This is a genomic window from Novosphingobium album (ex Hu et al. 2023), assembly GCF_022832385.1.
GTDB classification, from domain to species: Bacteria; Pseudomonadota; Alphaproteobacteria; order Sphingomonadales; family Sphingomonadaceae; genus Novosphingobium; species Novosphingobium album.
This window is the reverse complement of sequence record NZ_JALHLE010000009.1, coordinates 127,039-142,283: the sequence shown is the minus strand read 5'-3', so window position 1 is coordinate 142,283 and position 15,245 is coordinate 127,039. Positions and strand designations below refer to the sequence as shown.

The window sequence follows — 15,245 nt, the reverse complement described above, 5'->3', positions numbered from 1 at the left end:
TGGCGGCTCGCATCGAGTGCGCATTCCGGTGTATGAATGGCCAGTCATGAACCCGACGATTCCCGCCTCTGCTGCCACGCCGCTGCCGGCTGACTGGCGCGATCTGTTCGCGCTGACCAAGCCGCGCGTGATGAGCCTGGTGATCTTCACCGGCCTGTGCGGCCTGATCGCCGCGCCGGAGCGAATTCACCCGGTGCTCGCGTTCACGGCGATCCTGTGCATTGCCATGGGGGCGGGCGGGGCCGCCGCGCTCAACCAGTGGTGGGAAGCCGATCTCGACGCGGGGATGAAGCGCACGGCCAAGCGGCCGTTGCCGCAGGGCCGGCTGGACCGCACGACCGCGCGCGACTTTGCCGGAATTCTCTGCGCTGCATCGGTGTTCCTGATGGGCTTTGCCGTGGGCTGGCTCGCCGCCGCGATCCTCGCCGTCTCGATCATCTATTATGCCGTGATCTACACGATCTGGCTCAAGCCGCGCACGCCGCAGAACATCGTCATCGGCGGTGGAGCGGGCGCCTTCCCGCCGCTGATCGGCTGGGTTGCCGCTACCGGCCATGTCACGGCGATGCCGATCGTGCTGTTCGCCATCATCTTCTTCTGGACGCCGCCGCATTTCTGGGCGCTCGCGCTCTTCGTGAAGAGCGATTACGCCAAGGTCGGCATCCCGATGATGCCGGTGGTGGCCGGTGAGAAATCCACGCGCCGCCAGATCCTGATCTACACCGTGCTTCTGCTGCCTCTCAGCGCACTGCCCTGGTGGCTGCCGGGCAAGGAGCACACCGGCGCGATCTACGGCATTTCGGCGCTCGTGCTGTCGAGCCTGTTCCTGGCACTGTCGGCGCGCGTCGCGTTCCGGGAACGTCAGGGGTCGGACGATACGATGAAGCCGGAAAAGCAGCTTTTCGCCTATTCGGTGATCTACCTCTTCGCGCTGTTCGGCGCGCTGGTGGTGGATCGTTTCATCGTGATCTGAGCGGGGCAGGCATGGACAATCCCAATTCCGAGCGGGACCGCCGGACCATCGACCAGATTCGCAAGAGCCGCAATCGCGTTCTCGGCCTGAGCCTTGCGGGCTTTGTCATCCTCGTGTTCTTCATCTCGATTGCCAAGATGGGCTGAGCGGTCATGAGCGGCACGATCAGCGCGACCGAAAGGGCCAGGCAAAGCAACCGCAAGGTTGCGACTGTCGCCTTGTCGCTGGCGCTGGGGATGCTCGGTCTCGGCTACGCGTCGGTGCCTCTTTACCGCATCTTCTGCCAGGTCACCGGTTACGGCGGTACCACCCGCCGGGTGGACGTGGCGCAGGCCGCCACCATCAAGGACAGCGGTCACGAGATGCGGGTGCGCTTCGACGCCAATGTCGCCCGCGACATGCCCTGGGAATTCAAGCCGCTGCAACGCACTGACACGGTATCGATCGGCGCGCGCGACATGGCGCTGTTCTGGGCGAAGAACGATTCGACCCAGACCGTCACCGGCACGGCAAGCTTCAATGTCGAGCCGGAGCAGGCAGCAAAATACTTCAACAAGATTCAGTGCTTCTGCTTCACCGAGCAGACGCTCAAGCCCGGCGAGGAAGTGCGGATGCCGGTGCTCTATTACATCGATCCGGCGATCCTCGATGATCCGGACAACAAGGACGTGCACGAGATCACGCTCAGCTATACGTTTCACGTAACGTCGATCGGTGATGGAAAGACACTGGACCAGAACAAATCGGGCGGTTAAGGCCTCCCGGAATCTGTGCGCGGGGCCTATGGGGGGAACCGCAGGAAAATAGACAGTTGGAAAACGGGGAAGTAGGCACCATGGCCGGTACGAAGAACCACGATTACCACATCCTTCCGCCGGATATCGCGCCGCTCGCCACGACCATCGGCGCATTGACGTTCACTTCGGGCATGGTGCTGTTCATGCACGGCATGCCTGGTGGTCATTTCGTGCCGTGGCTGGGGCTGGCGGTTCTGCTGGCGTCCATGTTCATGTGGTTCTCGAAGATCATCAACGAAGCGCACGCTGGCGATCACACGCCTGTCGTGCAGCTGCACCAGCGTTACGGCATGATCCTGTTCATCGCTTCGGAAGTGATGTTCTTCGTCGGCTGGTTCTGGGCGTTCTTCGACTTCTCGCTGTTCCCTTCGACGCTGGCCGAGGTGGTCGGTGGCCAGTGGCCGCCCAAGGCGATCGAAGCAGTCATGGACCCCTTCGCCCTGCCGCTGCTCAACACGCTGATCCTGCTGTGCTCGGGCACCACTGTCACCTGGGCGCACCACTCGCTGATCCACGGTGACCGCGATGGCCTGAAGAAGGGGCTGTGGGCGACCGTGCTGCTCGGCCTGCTGTTTACCTCGATCCAGGCTTACGAGTACATTCACGCACCGTTTGCCTTCGGCCAGAACACCTATGGTTCGGCGTTCTACATGGCGACCGGCTTCCACGGCTTCCACGTGATCGTGGGCACCATCATGCTGATCGTCTGCCTCGTGCGCTCGTACAAGGGTGACTTCACCCCGCGCCAGCACTTCGGCTTCGAAGCCGCTGCGTGGTATTGGCACTTCGTCGACGTCGTGTGGCTGTTCCTCTTCGTGTGCATCTACATCTGGGGCAACGCGGGCGCTGTCATCGAATAATGCCGGAGACCGGTAATCCGAAATCTGAGGGGCAGCCGGAGACCGCTTCGGCTGCCCTTTTCGGTCTCTGCCCGCGCTGCGGGGCGAAGACGCTGTTCGATGGCATGGCGAAGTTCGCACCACGCTGCCGATCCTGCGGATTGGACTACTCGCAGTTCAATGTCGGTGACGGCCCGGCCGCATTCCTGACGCTGATTGTCGGCACGATCGTTGCGGTATTGGCCATCTGGCTCCAGCTCTCGTTCGAGCCGCCATTCTGGGTGCATGCCGTGCTGTGGATACCCGTGACGACCGTGCTGGTGATCGGCGGGTTGCGCGTTGCCAAGGCCTGGCTCCTGGGTGCCGAGTACCGCCGCCGCGCTGGCGAGGGCCGCATCAAGGACTGACTGACGTGCGCCGCATTCCCGTCTTGCCGACGCTTGTCGTCCTTGCCGCTGTTGCCATGATGGTTTCATTGGGCGTGTGGCAGCTGCACCGGCTTCAGTGGAAGGAGGCGCTGCTTGCTGACTATGCGGCTGCGCAACGTTCCGGCACCGAGATGGCGTGGCCGCCGGAAGGACCGGGTGAGGACCTTCTCTATCACCGCGCGCACCTCACCTGCGCGGGCGTGACGAATCACAGCAGCATGGCGGGCCGCAATATGGCGGGCGAATCGGGCATGGCGCAGACAGTGGAATGCGTGCTGCCGTCCGGGGGCACGGCACTGGTGGTACTGGGCTGGTCGCAGCAGCCCAATGCTGCGCTGGAGTGGCAGGGTGGCGAGGTTGACGGAACCATCGCACCGGGGCCACGTCTGGTTGCAGATCCGCCGCTCGCCGGGCTTCAGGCCAGTGCGAAGCCCGATCCTTCGGAGATACCGAACAACCACTTTGCCTATGCGATCCAGTGGTTCTTCTTCGCCGGTACGGCGCTGGCGATCTATGCCATCGCGTTGTGGAAGCGGCCGCGGCAGGGCTGACCACCACGTGTAGGCTTTCCTTTCCGGCCTCATCCCGCTAACCGCGCCGCAAACAACAGGATTGGCCATGGAATACATCAGCACTCGCGGCAGCGCTCCGGCGCTTGATTTCGAAGGCGCCACGCTGGCAGGGCTCGCTTCGGACGGCGGCCTCTACGTGCCGCGCGAATGGCCGCGCTTTTCCAGCGACGAGATCGCCGCGATGGCGGGCCTGCCCTACGCGGAGCTGGCCGCAAAAGTCATGGCGCCGTTCGTGGGCGATAGCCTGACCTATGACCGCCTGCTCGAACTGACGACGCAGGCCTATGGGCGCTTCGCGCACAAGGCGGTGACGCCGCTCAAGCAGCTCGACGAGCAGCAGTGGGTGCTGGAACTTTTCCACGGCCCAACACTCGCGTTCAAGGACGTGGCGCTGCAGCTGCTCGGCCTGCTCTTCGAAGAGTTTCTCGGCCGTTCGGACCGGAACCTGACGATTGTAGGCGCGACCTCGGGCGATACCGGCTCGGCCGCCATCGACGCCGTCGCAGGCCGTGAGAAGGTGGACATCTTCATGCTCCACCCGCACGGCCGCGTTTCGGACGTGCAGCGCCGCCAGATGACCACGGTCTTGGCGCCCAATGTCTACAACATCGCCATAGAAGGCTCGTTCGACGATGCGCAGGCGATGGTGAAGCGCATGTTCAATGACACGGACATGACCGGGCGTTTCGCGATCGGCGCGGTGAACTCGATCAACTGGGCCCGCCTGATGGCGCAGGTAGTCTATTACTTCGCCGCCGGCCTGCAGCTCGGCGCGCCGCACCGCGCGGTGGCGTTCTCGGTGCCGACGGGCAATTTCGGCGATGTCTTCGCGGGCTATGTCGCTGCAAAGATGGGGCTGCCGGTCGAAAAGCTGATCGTCGCTACCAACGTCAACGACATCCTCCACCGCGCGCTCTCCACCGGCGACTATTCGCAGGGCACCGTCACCCCGACCGCCGCGCCTTCGATGGACATCCAGGTCTCGTCGAACTTCGAGCGCCTGTTGTTCGATCTCGGTGGCCGTGACGGCAAGGCGATGGCCGAGCAGATGGCAGGCTTTGAGGCGAGCAAGGCGATGCAGCTCACCAATGCCCAGCGCGAAGGCGCTGCCGCGCTGTTCCAGTCGGCGCGCGCTGATGCCGACGATATGGCTTCGACCATTCGCTGGGCCTGGGAAAGCTGCGGCGAGTTGATCGATCCGCACACCGCCTGCGGCCTGTTTGCCGCGCGCACGGGCGGCATCGATGCCGCAACCCCGGTCGTCACGCTGGCGACTGCGCATCCGGCCAAGTTCCGTGACGCGGTCGAACGAGCCACCGGCCACCGGCCGAGCCTGCCGTCCCGCGTGGGCGACCTGTTCGACCGCGAGGAAAAGTGCGTCGAACTGCCGGGCGACTACGCGGCAGTCTCGGAGTTCGTGGCGAGCCACGCCACCCCGAAGGCCTGATGGCGCAGCTCGTTACCCAGCCCGTTGTCCTCGCCGGCGAGGGCTGGGAGGATTATGGCCTCGTCGATTCGGGCCATGGCCGCAAGCTTGAGCGCTATGGCGCTTACCGTTTCGTCCGCCCGGAACCGCAGGCAATGTGGACGCCGCGCATTGCCGACTGGGATGCCCATGGCGAATTCGTCCCCGGCTCGGACGAGGACGGGGGCGGACGCTGGCAATTCGACAAGCCGGTCCCTCGCGATGGCTGGCCGCTGGCGTGGAACGAAGTGTCGTTCACCGCGCAGTGCACGCCTTTCCGCCATCTGGGGTTCTTCCCCGATATGGCCCCCGTGTGGGACTGGATGCGCGAGCAGTTGGCCGGGCGCGATGATGCCTCCACGCTGAACCTGTTCGGCTACACTGGTGTGGGCACGATGGCGCTTTCTGCGCACGGTCCGGTGACGCATGTTGATGCGTCGAAGAAATCGGTCGCCCAGGCGCGCGAGAATGCCGCGCTGGCCGGGCTGGAAGACCGCCCGGTGCGCTGGCTTATCGACGATGCCGCCAAGTTCGCCGCGCGCGAAGTGCGCCGGGGCAAGCGCTACGACGGGATCATCCTCGATCCCCCCAAGTTCGGGCGCGGCCCCAATGGCGAGACCTGGCGTCTGGAGGAAAACCTGCCCGGCCTGCTGGGTGATTGCCGCCAGCTGCTGGACGAGGAGAGCCGGTTCCTGTTTCTCACGGTCTATGCCGTGCGCATGTCCTCGCTGGCGCTGGCAGGGCTGCTGGACGAACTGTTTGCCGGTCTGCCCGGCACCATCGAACATGGCGATCTCGCCGTGCGCGAAGACGGGCTGGGGCGTCTGCTGCCTACAGCCATCTTCGCGCGCTGGCGCCGCGACTAGAGCCGCCTCAGCTTTCGGGCTTCACGAATTTCAGCACGAACTGGTCGGTCTTGCCGCGGATGGCGGGATCGAAGACCTTGAGCGTGTGATCGTCTTCCGGGTTGGCGAGCACAGGGCTCTTGCCTGCCAACTGGAAGCCGGCGGCCTCGACTTCCCTGATCACGGTAGCTTCCGCGATGCGGTGCAGCGTCGAGGTGACATCGGCAGGAGCATCGGCGGCAGCGGCGTGATCGTTGATGAGGTAGACACCGCCGGGCTTGAGTGCGCGGAAGGCGGCCTGATTGTAGAGCGCAGCAGCATCGCTCTCGCCGATCTTCGCGTTCTTGAAGTCGTGATAGTTCTCGGTGGTCCACACGATATCGACCGGCTCGGAGGCAAGATCGTCTCCGGCCTTGAGGATCGAGATGCTGACTTGCGGGTGCTCGGTGGCCCAGGCCTCGACGGCAGGAACCGGACGGCTCGAATCGGCGAAGACATGGCCTTCGGCGCCTACGGCAAGGCTGAGCAGGCGCGTGTAGTAACCGCCGCCGGGGGCCAGTTCGGCGATCCTGGCGCCTTCATGCACCCCGGCGAAGGTCATCAGTTCGGCGGGCTTGCGCTGGGCGTCGCGGGCCACGTCCTCGGCGGGACGAGCACTGTCGGCCACGGCCGCCGCAATGACAGGGACGGGCGTATCGCCGGCCATCACGGCGGCAGGGCTGGCGAGCAGAAGGGCGGTGATCGTCAGGGAAGGGATGATCTTGGGCATGGGGAGCTGTCTCCGCTGTTCATTCCGGCGGTGGGTCTAGCACCGGGTGGCGGGCGGCTCCACCGTGCTTGCGTGCGCGATGGACTTTTGACCTTGGCGATGGCATCGGCGGCTTATGGCAGACAGCCTTATCCTTGAAGTTGCCGATTTCGAACAGGATGTCCTCACTGGCATCTATTCGGAAGAGACCGGCAAGCCGCAGCCCTTGCGCTTCACGATCTCCGTGCGCCTGAAGCCGATCGCCCATTACGCGCCGGATACCCCGCTCGGGGCCAGCAAGAACTACATGGACCTCAAGTTCGCGGCCTCCGATGCCTTGCCGCCGGGGCTCCATTTCAAGCTGATCGAGGCGGTGGCCGATCACGTCTGCGAGACGCTGTTCCTGCAGGACGAACGGGTCGAGGCGGTGACCGTCAAGATCGTAAAGCTGGCAATCGCCGAAAACGGCGAGAAGATCGGGATGACGCTGACGCGGGAACGGCGTTGATGGAGTTGCTCTACGCCGGGCCGCTGGCGGATGACCCGCTCGATGCCGCGGCGGATTTTCATGCCCGCGTGCTGCCGGGCGTCGAGGCGACCCTGAACGCGGGGGCCAATCCGCTGACGCTGGTATTTCTTCCCGCGTCCTACGAGCACCATGCCTGGCGGCTGGCCGTGGTGCAGGGGTTGGCAAGGCGATTTGCCCCGTCGCGCATAAATGCCATCGAAACCGGCGAGGCCGCCGCCGCCGATGCCGCTTCCCGGTGGCTGGACGGTGCGTCGGGGGTTACGGGGCAACTCCTTCCGCTTGATGGAAATGGCGCGGGTTCAGTGCTATATCCGGCAGGATGAGTTCATTCGCCCCACTCGTGGACCAGTTCCAGCGCCGCATTACCTATCTGCGGCTGTCGGTTACCGACCGGTGCGACTTGCGCTGTTCCTATTGCATGCCCGAGCGCATGACCTTCCTGCCGCGCAAGGAGGTGCTGAGCCTTGAGGAGCTTCATGATCTGGCGCTGGGCTTCATTGCGCGCGGGATCACCAAGATCCGCCTGACCGGGGGCGAACCGCTGGTACGCCGCGACATGATCGAACTGGTGCAGGCACTGGGTCGCAAGCTCGGAGACGGGCTGGAAGAGCTGACGCTGACCACCAATGGCACCCGCCTTGCCGAATTCGCCGAGGACCTGTTCGCGGCCGGGGTCCGCCGGGTGAACGTCTCGCTCGATACGCTCGACCGCGAGACGTTTGAGCGCCTGTCCCGCCGCGATTCGCTGCCGCAGGTTCTCGAAGGTCTGGCGGCGGCCAAGGCGGCTGGCCTGAAGGTGAAGCTCAACACCGTCGCGCTCAAGGGCGTGAACGAGGAGGAGATCGCAGACCTCGTGGCCTGGGCGCACGGGCAGCATTTCGATGCCACGCTGATCGAGGTTATGCCGCTGGGCGAAATCGAGGAAGACCGCTTCGACCACTACCTGCCGCTCGCGGCGGTGCAGGAACAGCTCGCGCGGCAATGGACGATGACACCAAGCGGGCATCGCACCGGCGGCCCGGCACGCTATTGGGACGTGGACGAGACGGGCGGGCGGCTAGGCCTGATCACCCCGCTCACCAACAATTTCTGTGAAGGCTGCAACCGCATCCGTGTCACCGCGACCGGCCAGCTCTACGCCTGCCTCGGCGGGAACGAGCGCGTGGACCTGCGCGCGGCATTGCGAAGCGCCGATCCCGAAGCCGCACTGGCGCAGGCGCTCGACGTGGCGATGCGCATCAAGCCTGCCCGTCATAACTTCGTGATCGAGGAACCCGGGGCCGCCCCGGCGCTTTCGCGTCATATGTCCATGACGGGAGGATGACGCGCTATGGCACTCAATCTGGTGTTTCTCGGGCGTCTTGAGGACGTCGCGGGTGGCGGCAGCCGCGTGATCCCGCTCGCGGTGACGATCGATGCAGTGCTCGACGGGCTTGAGCCCGAGCTGGCAAGTGCCTTGCGCGGGCCCCGCGTGAAGCTCGCGGTCAACGGTATCCTGCTGCAGGACATGGATGCCCCGGTGCTCAAGGATGGCGACGAGATCGCATTCCTGCCCCCGGTTTCGGGCGGCTGAGATGAGCGATGTGCGCCTGCTGGCCGATCGGTTCGATCCGGCCTGCGAACTCGCTGCCTTCACGGCCGCGCATCCCGGAGCAGGCGGCGTGGTCAGTTTTCTGGGCCAGGTGCGCGCCGGTGGCGGCGTCGAGGCGCTTGAATTGCAGCACTACGGACCGCTCACGCTTCCGGCCATGAAGGCGTTGGCGGAGAGCGTGCGCGATCGCTGGGATCTGGATGGGCTGCTGGTGATTCATCGCAGCGGGGTGATGGCACCGGGTGATCCGATCGTGCTGGTTGCCGCCGCCGCCCGGCACCGGCGCGATGCCTTTGCCGCAGCGGACTACGCGATGGATCACCTCAAGAGCGAATCGTGGTTCTGGAAGCGGGAGAAGGCGGGCGGCGAATGGCGCTGGATCGAGCCGCGTGATCAGGATTTCGAGGATATCGCCCGCTGGGGATGACGGGAAAAGACCGCCGCGTTTGACGGCGGTCAATTTGTGAATCGCCGAGCTGCGACATGGTGCACTGACTGTACGGAGGTCATCACGATGTCGAAGCGCTTCAGCCAGGAACAACTTCAGGGCCTTGCCAGCGTCAGCGATTCGCCGTCGCGCTTGGGCGCGGACAGGAAGGCGGAACTGCCGCGCGGTCTCTATGCCTTGGCGGCGGCGGTTTATCTTGCCGTTCTCGGCGTCACGGCATTGCTGTTCCTTGAGGCAGGTTTGGCGCTTTCGATGATGATCCTCGCCAATCTTGTTGTTCTGGCGTTCGGCTTCGCTGGCCGCTGGGCAAAGGCGAAACCCGGTTATGATACCGCCCCGGTGGCTCGCGGCAGTTCATCGCGCACGGTATCGATACTCTGAGCGGGCGGCGGCTGGCCGGTACGCTGCCATGAAGGCTGTCTTTCCACCCGTGCTGATCCTGGGTGGAGGACCGGTGGCGTCATCACCAGCGGCTAAAAACTGACCGTTCTGTCCGGCCGGGGGGCTCTAGGACAGAAGGGCGGTCGTTCGGAGGGCCCCTTCCCCTGCTGGGGAAGGGGCTTTTTCGTGTTCAGCCCGGCAGGCGTGCCGAGAGCGCCGCGATCACGTCGTTCTGTTCGGCCACCCAGCCATCGACCTCATCGCGCGCTGCAGTGATGGCCCTGGCGCCAGGGGTTTCCTCCAGTGCGCCTGCCGTGCGCGCTTCCACATAAAGTGAATCGAGATCGCCGAGCGCAACCATGGCGCTCGACCGGCTCGATTCGAGGCGGGCAATGGCGACGCTGGCAGTGCTCCAGGAATCGCTTCCGGTATCGCCCGCGGCGGCCACTGCGCGCTCGGCAGCCGGGCGGTTGCTCTGGAACTGCGTGTTCGCCTCGCGCGCAATCGCAACGAGGCCGTCGAGCCGGGCAACGAGATCGGTGCTCGCCGGGGGCAGTGACGTGACTGGTCCTGCAGGCTCTCCCACGGCTGGCATCGCGCTGCCGTTTGCGCGTTCAACGTCGCGCAAGGCCAGCGACGGGTAGGTGCCGGCGGTAGAGCAGGCCGAGGCCAGCAGTGCCAGCGGAATGAGTGGTAAGCGGGCTTTCGCGGGGATCATGGCGCTGCCATAGCATGGCAGGACGACGAGGGGAGAGGATTTCGTCTCCGGATTCTCGGCAGGTGGCACGCAACACACCAGTCCTTGGTTGACACGAATCGGGCGTTGCACTAACGGCACCCACTCTTTCCGGCCCTCCGCGCCAAGCGGAGTGTCCGGCGCGTCGCCCGCAAGGTTCTTCCCTCACCGGTTGAACAGCGCGGCCGGGGCAAGGTTGTTTCGGCTCGTTTCGGGCACATTGATATTAGGTAAGGGCACCATGTTCGCAGTTGTGCGCACGGGCGGCAAGCAGTACCGGGTTGCCGCCGGAGACAAGATCGCGGTTGAAAAGCTGGCTGGTGAAGCCGGTGAGACCATCACCCTGGGCGACGTCCTGCTCGCTGGCAAGGACGGCGAAGTCGTCGATGCTTCGAAGGTTTCGGTTTCGGCCGAGATCATCGCGCAGGCCAAGAGCGAAAAGGTCGTGGTGTTCAAGAAGCGCCGCCGCCACAACTATCGTCGCAAGAACGGCCACCGCCAGCAGATGACCCTGCTGCGCATCGTGTCGGTCGCCTGAGCCAAGATCGGAAGGAACTGAGCAATGGCACATAAGAAAGCAGGCGGTTCTTCGCGCAACGGCCGCGACTCAGCGGGCCGCCGTCTTGGCGTGAAGAAGTTCGGCGGCCAGGAAGTCGTCGGCGGCAACATCATCATCCGCCAGCGCGGTACCCGCGTGTACCCGGGCGTGAACGTCGGCATGGGCAAGGATCACACCCTGTTCGCGCTGGCCGAAGGCCGCGTACGCTTCCACGATGGCAAACTCGGCCGCAAGTACGTGTCGGTCGATGCCATGGCAGAAGCCGCCGAATAACCGGATGACCGGAAAAAGGGTCATCCTGACGGGATGGCCCCGCCGGTTTCTTCGGAAGACCGGCTGAACGAGGGAGAGGGCCAAGGCCTGTCTCCCTCTTTGCTTTTCTCCCTCACATCGCCGCATGCGCGCCGCTGCACGCCTGCCGTCTTCCGCATTTCGCCAATGCCGGAGCGGCCGGGCCTGGTTCACGCGCGCCTGCGTAATCGCAATGTCACGCGTTCCGGCTATGCGGGTCGCGGGGCTGGAGAGTGGAGATTCAAGATGTTCATTCGCAGCGAACGGCTGTTCCTGCGGCCCGGATGGCCTGAGGACTGGCAAGAGGTGATGAGCCTGATCGGCGACGAAACCGTCGTCCGCAACCTGGCCAACGTGCCCTGGCCCTATACCGACGAAGATGCGCGATCCTTTCTGGCACTGCCGCAAGAACAGGGCTTTCCCCGTTTCCTGATCACCGTGCCGGGCACTTCGGGCGCGGCCATCATCGGCGGTGCCGGCTTGAACCGGACCGATGCCGTGCCCGAACTCGGGTACTGGATCGCCCGGGACCACTGGGGCCGGGGTTATGCCAGCGAAGCAGCAAGGGCCGTGCTGGGACTCGCCCGGGCCATGGGGCACGAGCGCATCACGGCTACGCACTTCATCGACAATCCGGCATCCGGGCGTGTTCTGGAAAAGGCGGGTTTCCGGCGAACCGGGCGCGTGTCCGAGCGGTTCAGCAAGGGGCGGGGCAAGGCCTGCCCCTCGCGCGAGTATGAACGGGTGTTCGGCGCTCCGGGCGATTGCGGTGATGGCAATGACCTCATGCGATGCAAGTGCGCTGCCTGACCAGGACCCCGTAAACCTCTTGTTAACGCCCGGGGCGCAGGCTCCGGGCGCGCGAGATGTCCATTACGGCGAATGCCTAGTGCAATTTTCCAGGATTGGGTGCATCATGGGCTTGCGGGATCAGGACAACGGAGAACCGTCGCATGTTTGTCCGCACGGAGAGGCTATTTCTACGGCCGGGTTGGCCTGAGGATCTGGACGACCTTATCGAGGCGTTCAGCGACGAGCAGGTACAACGCACGGTTGCCGTGAGGATGCTGCCGCGTACGCGTGAAGCAGTGCGCGAATATCTGGCGCGTCCGCGAGACCCACGGCTGCCGCATTTCTTCATGTACCTGCGCGGTGCCCATGGCGCCAGACTGGTGGGGGGGATTGGCCTTGGCAAATCCGGGGACGACGTTGAGGTCGGATACTGGATCGCCTCGGGTTACCGCGGGCGCGGCTATGCGCTGGAAGCGTTACGGGCGGTTGTCGATCAGGCCCGGGCGCTTGGTTATCACAGGCTGATCGCGAAGCATTTCGTGGACAGCAACGCCTCGGTGCGTGTGCTGGAAGCGGCGGGCTTTCAGGACACCGGCACCGAACATCTGCGGTATAGCGCGGCCAGAGGAGAAGAGGCTCCCGCCCATCTTTTCGTCATCGATCTGGACCGGCGGAAGGCCGGGGCAGATGAACAATCCGGCATAGCGCTCAGCGCCTGAGCGGCAGAAGTCAGGATGCGGCCGACAAGTCCAGCCACGCCGGCATGAGATCCGGCGCGATGTCGTCGACCCGCAAGTGGTCGACGGCCAGTCCGAGATCGGGATAGGCGGCGCGGCGGCGCTTGTCGTCCGAACGGTCGAGCGGCACGACGATCAGGCGGCGGTTCACTTTCTGCCGCCAGTTCATCCGTGCGGTGTTTTCCTGCCCGACGAAACAGCCCTTGGTGAAGCAGGCGCCATTGAGCTCGGCGGCATTGCATTCCAGCCACAGCGTTTCGCCGTCGCCGAGTTCAGCCTGCCCTTCGGGCACGCCGAGAGCGAGACGGTGCGCACGCCAGGCAGCATCGGCGCCGCGTTCGCTGTCCTCCGGATCTGCTTCGTCAATGACGGAAACCCAGCGTTCGCCCAGCGCGGACAGGCGCGGGTCGGCGGCCGCGCCGTCCCCCACGTGCGGGCGCCAGTGAACGGCGAGACTGTCGTCGCGGGCAATGTCGATCGCCTTGCGCAGACGGTACATGGTGAGCCGCTTGATCAGCGCTTCGGCGGCCGCTGCCTCACAGTCCAGCAGCATGTCTTCGCCTGCGGGCCAGACCATGAAGTCGAACAGGACCTTTCCTTGAGGCGTCAGCATCCCGGCCCAGACCGGGAGCACCTTCTTCACGTCGGAAGTGACAAGGCCCTGGAGGAAGTCGGCGACGTTATCGGCGGAACCCTCACGCGGGGAGAGGCGGATTACGGCGCGGTCGAACAAGCGGGTTGCAGTCATGCAGGCAAGGTGGGAAGTCTGCGGCGCGGTGCAAGCCCTCAAGGGCACTTTGCCAGCCTTTCGCGCATTTCATCAAGCACCCAGACAGCTGCCGGCCCCGGGGGACTGTCCTTGCGCCACAGTGCGACGAGGGCATAGCGGATGGTGGATAGCTCGGGCAGGTGCAACTGGACGAGCGTGCCGTTGTCGAGATCGTCGTGCACGCGGTGCAGCGGCATCGAGCCCCAACCGATCCCTTCCTTGAGCAGAGCATGCTTCGCGCCGAGGTCTCCGAGCCGCCAGGAGCGCGGGCTGAACACCGAAAAATCGCGGCCTTCGGTCAGTGGCGAACGATCGGTAAGGACCAGCTGGAGGTGCTTGCGCGCATCGCCCGGCTCTATCCGTCCAGCCCGGGCCAGAGGGTGGCCCGGTGCGGCGACGGCGACCATTTCGACCGAGCCCACCGCCTCGCGCTCGATTTCAGGCAGGTCGAGGATGTCGGGACCGGCAAGCGCCAGCGTCGCGCGGCCATCCTGCACCAGTGCGGCGACCGCCCCCAGCGCCTCGACGTGCAGGCGCAGCGGGACGGTGGGAAACCGTTCCTGGAAATCGCGCAGCAGGCGGGCGAGCACATGGTCGGGCACCATCACGTCCACTGCAAACGACAGTTCGGCTTCCAGCCCTTGCCGCAGGCTGCGCACTTTGGCGAGCAGAACATCGACATCGTCGGCTATGGCATGGGCTTCGGCAACAAGCGCGCGGCCGGCTTCGGTCAGGCGCGGCTTGCGCGAGCCCTCACGGTCGAACAGCCGCACGTCGAGCTGCGTTTCCAGCTGTGCAATCGCGTAGCTGACCACGGAAATGGCCCGGCCGAGCTTACGCGCGGCGGCGTTGAAGCTACCTTCCTCGACGACGGCGAGAAATGTGCGCAGGTGATCAAGACTGGGTGGCGCGAGATCAGGCATTCAACTTATCCGAACATTTGAGTCGAATTTATCCCAATTTCCCGATCGAATGCCAAGGCCTATCTGGGGGGCATCGGGTCACATGGCCCATCCTGTTCAACCGTTATCGAAGGAGTGCCCCCATGATCGAACTCCGTCCCTTCGGCAGCCTGGGCGCCGCCAACCATGGTTGGCTCGACGCGCATCATCACTTTTCCTTTGCCGATTACCATGACCCGGCGCGCACCAACTGGGGCCGGCTGCGGGTCTGGAACGACGATACCATCGCACCGAAGACGGGCTTTCCCGCCCATCCGCACCGCGACATGGAAATCGTCACTTATGTCCGCAAGGGTGCCATCACCCATCAGGACAGCCTGGGCAACACTGGCCGGACCGAAGCGGGCGACGTGCAGGTGATGAGTGCGGGAACCGGCATCCGCCATTCCGAGTACAACCTCGAGGATGAGGAAACGACGCTGTTCCAGATCTGGATCATGCCCGACCGGCGCGGCGAGCAACCGCACTGGGGCGCCCGCCCGTTTCCCAAGGGTGACCGTGCAGGGCACTTCGTCACGCTGGCCAGCGGTCATGCAGGCGAGGGCGATGCCCTGCCAATCAACGCCGATGCCCGCGTGCTGGGCGCCACTGTCAAGGCAGGCGATACGGTGACCTATGCCACCGAGCCCGGCCGTCATGCCTATCTGGTGCCTGCAATCGGCCGCGTGCAGGTCGGCGAAGTCGAAGCGAAGGCACGCGACGGCATCGCCATTACCGGCCTTGATACCATCACCGTAACCGCGCTCGAGGACGCCGAACTCGTCCTCGTCGATGCGGCCTGAC

Annotated in this window: 23 protein-coding genes; 19 read left to right on the top strand and 4 right to left on the bottom strand. The window is 64.8% G+C overall.

The genetic code is table 11. The features are described from left to right. The first annotated feature begins 46 nt into the window (after window positions 1-46). From MTR64_RS08260 to MTR64_RS08230, 8 genes are all read left to right on the top strand, one after another. Window positions 47-973, top strand: a complete 927-nt coding sequence (locus MTR64_RS08260; protein ID WP_243992697.1) for a heme o synthase — start codon at window positions 47-49, stop codon at window positions 971-973. A gap of 11 nt (window positions 974-984) precedes the next feature. Continuing rightward, window positions 985-1,119, top strand: coding sequence for a hypothetical protein (locus MTR64_RS21335; protein WP_268740809.1), 135 nt, complete (start codon window positions 985-987; stop codon window positions 1,117-1,119). A 6-nt stretch (window positions 1,120-1,125) separates the two neighbouring features. Beyond that, window positions 1,126-1,728, top strand: coding sequence for a cytochrome c oxidase assembly protein (locus tag MTR64_RS08255; protein WP_243992695.1), 603 nt, complete (start codon window positions 1,126-1,128; stop codon window positions 1,726-1,728). An 80-nt stretch (window positions 1,729-1,808) separates the two neighbouring features. After that, window positions 1,809-2,630: a cytochrome c oxidase subunit 3 gene (locus tag MTR64_RS08250; protein ID WP_243992693.1), complete on the top strand. Its 822-nt coding sequence runs from the start codon at window positions 1,809-1,811 to the stop codon at window positions 2,628-2,630. Beyond that, a complete protein-coding gene (locus MTR64_RS08245; RefSeq protein WP_243992691.1) occupies window positions 2,630-3,016 on the top strand; it encodes a DUF983 domain-containing protein in 387 nt (128 codons plus the stop codon). Before MTR64_RS08250 ends, MTR64_RS08245 begins: the two co-directional genes overlap by 1 nt. Before the next feature lie 5 nt (window positions 3,017-3,021). Beyond that, window positions 3,022-3,588, top strand: coding sequence for an SURF1 family protein (locus MTR64_RS08240; RefSeq protein ID WP_243992689.1), 567 nt, complete (start codon window positions 3,022-3,024; stop codon window positions 3,586-3,588). A 67-nt stretch (window positions 3,589-3,655) separates the two neighbouring features. Further along, window positions 3,656-5,056 carry a threonine synthase gene (gene thrC / locus MTR64_RS08235; protein WP_243992687.1) on the top strand — a complete coding sequence of 467 codons (1,401 nt, stop codon included), beginning with the start codon at window positions 3,656-3,658 and terminating at the stop codon, window positions 5,054-5,056. Beyond that, on the top strand, window positions 5,056-5,940 hold the full coding sequence (locus MTR64_RS08230; protein WP_243992685.1) for a class I SAM-dependent methyltransferase: 885 nt from the start codon (window positions 5,056-5,058) through the stop codon (window positions 5,938-5,940). Before thrC ends, MTR64_RS08230 begins: the two co-directional genes overlap by 1 nt. Window positions 5,941-5,947: 7 nt before the next feature. Here the strand turns inward: MTR64_RS08230 and MTR64_RS08225 are convergent, their stop codons facing one another. Continuing rightward, a complete protein-coding gene (locus tag MTR64_RS08225) occupies window positions 5,948-6,688 on the bottom strand; it encodes a class I SAM-dependent methyltransferase (RefSeq protein WP_243992682.1) in 741 nt (246 codons plus the stop codon). 115 nt (window positions 6,689-6,803) lie between these two features. Between MTR64_RS08225 and MTR64_RS08220 the strand changes: the two genes are divergently transcribed. The 6 genes from MTR64_RS08220 (at window position 6,804) to MTR64_RS08195 (ending at window position 9,616) form a co-directional block, all read left to right on the top strand. After that, on the top strand, window positions 6,804-7,175 hold the full coding sequence (locus tag MTR64_RS08220) for a dihydroneopterin aldolase (RefSeq protein ID WP_243992680.1): 372 nt from the start codon (window positions 6,804-6,806) through the stop codon (window positions 7,173-7,175). After that, on the top strand, window positions 7,175-7,519 hold the full coding sequence (locus MTR64_RS08215; protein ID WP_243992678.1) for a Rossmann fold domain-containing protein: 345 nt from the start codon (window positions 7,175-7,177) through the stop codon (window positions 7,517-7,519). The genes MTR64_RS08220 and MTR64_RS08215 overlap by 1 nt, the downstream gene beginning before the upstream one ends. Continuing rightward, window positions 7,516-8,520, top strand: coding sequence for a GTP 3',8-cyclase MoaA (gene moaA, locus MTR64_RS08210; protein WP_243992675.1), 1,005 nt, complete (start codon window positions 7,516-7,518; stop codon window positions 8,518-8,520). Before MTR64_RS08215 ends, moaA begins: the two co-directional genes overlap by 4 nt. Before the next feature lie 6 nt (window positions 8,521-8,526). Further along, window positions 8,527-8,769: a MoaD/ThiS family protein gene (locus tag MTR64_RS08205; RefSeq protein WP_243992674.1), complete on the top strand. Its 243-nt coding sequence runs from the start codon at window positions 8,527-8,529 to the stop codon at window positions 8,767-8,769. Between the two features lies 1 nt (window position 8,770). Next, window positions 8,771-9,214, top strand: a complete 444-nt coding sequence (locus MTR64_RS08200; protein WP_243992672.1) for a molybdenum cofactor biosynthesis protein MoaE — start codon at window positions 8,771-8,773, stop codon at window positions 9,212-9,214. An 87-nt stretch (window positions 9,215-9,301) separates the two neighbouring features. Continuing rightward, a complete protein-coding gene (locus MTR64_RS08195) occupies window positions 9,302-9,616 on the top strand; it encodes a hypothetical protein (protein WP_243992670.1) in 315 nt (104 codons plus the stop codon). A 190-nt stretch (window positions 9,617-9,806) separates the two neighbouring features. On the opposite strand, the gene MTR64_RS08190 is transcribed toward MTR64_RS08195, so the two are convergent. After that, a complete protein-coding gene (locus MTR64_RS08190) occupies window positions 9,807-10,334 on the bottom strand; it encodes a hypothetical protein (RefSeq protein WP_243992668.1) in 528 nt (175 codons plus the stop codon). A gap of 259 nt (window positions 10,335-10,593) precedes the next feature. Here MTR64_RS08190 and rplU point away from each other — a divergent pair, with 259 nt between their 5' ends. From rplU to MTR64_RS08170, 4 genes are all read left to right on the top strand, one after another. Next, window positions 10,594-10,890: a 50S ribosomal protein L21 gene (gene rplU / locus MTR64_RS08185; protein ID WP_243992666.1), complete on the top strand. Its 297-nt coding sequence runs from the start codon at window positions 10,594-10,596 to the stop codon at window positions 10,888-10,890. 24 nt (window positions 10,891-10,914) lie between these two features. Then, window positions 10,915-11,184: a 50S ribosomal protein L27 gene (gene rpmA / locus MTR64_RS08180; RefSeq protein WP_067734922.1), complete on the top strand. Its 270-nt coding sequence runs from the start codon at window positions 10,915-10,917 to the stop codon at window positions 11,182-11,184. Window positions 11,185-11,448: 264 nt separating this feature from the next. Beyond that, on the top strand, window positions 11,449-12,012 hold the full coding sequence (locus MTR64_RS08175; protein ID WP_243992664.1) for a GNAT family N-acetyltransferase: 564 nt from the start codon (window positions 11,449-11,451) through the stop codon (window positions 12,010-12,012). Between the two features lie 143 nt (window positions 12,013-12,155). After that, the gene (locus MTR64_RS08170; RefSeq protein WP_243992662.1) at window positions 12,156-12,713 is read left to right on the top strand and encodes a GNAT family N-acetyltransferase; all 558 of its coding nucleotides are present in this window, start codon (window positions 12,156-12,158) and stop codon (window positions 12,711-12,713) included. A 10-nt stretch (window positions 12,714-12,723) separates the two neighbouring features. On the opposite strand, the gene MTR64_RS08165 is transcribed toward MTR64_RS08170, so the two are convergent. Continuing rightward, window positions 12,724-13,479 (bottom strand): YgfZ/GcvT domain-containing protein, encoded by a 756-nt coding sequence (locus MTR64_RS08165; RefSeq protein ID WP_243992660.1) that lies wholly within the window; start codon window positions 13,477-13,479, stop codon window positions 12,724-12,726. 38 nt (window positions 13,480-13,517) lie between these two features. Then, complete coding sequence (locus MTR64_RS08160) at window positions 13,518-14,423, bottom strand: LysR family transcriptional regulator (protein ID WP_243992658.1); 906 nt, start codon at window positions 14,421-14,423, stop codon at window positions 13,518-13,520. Between the two features lie 122 nt (window positions 14,424-14,545). Between MTR64_RS08160 and MTR64_RS08155 the strand changes: the two genes are divergently transcribed. Then, window positions 14,546-15,244 carry a pirin family protein gene (locus tag MTR64_RS08155; RefSeq protein WP_243992655.1) on the top strand — a complete coding sequence of 233 codons (699 nt, stop codon included), beginning with the start codon at window positions 14,546-14,548 and terminating at the stop codon, window positions 15,242-15,244. Window position 15,245: the final 1 nt, after the last annotated feature.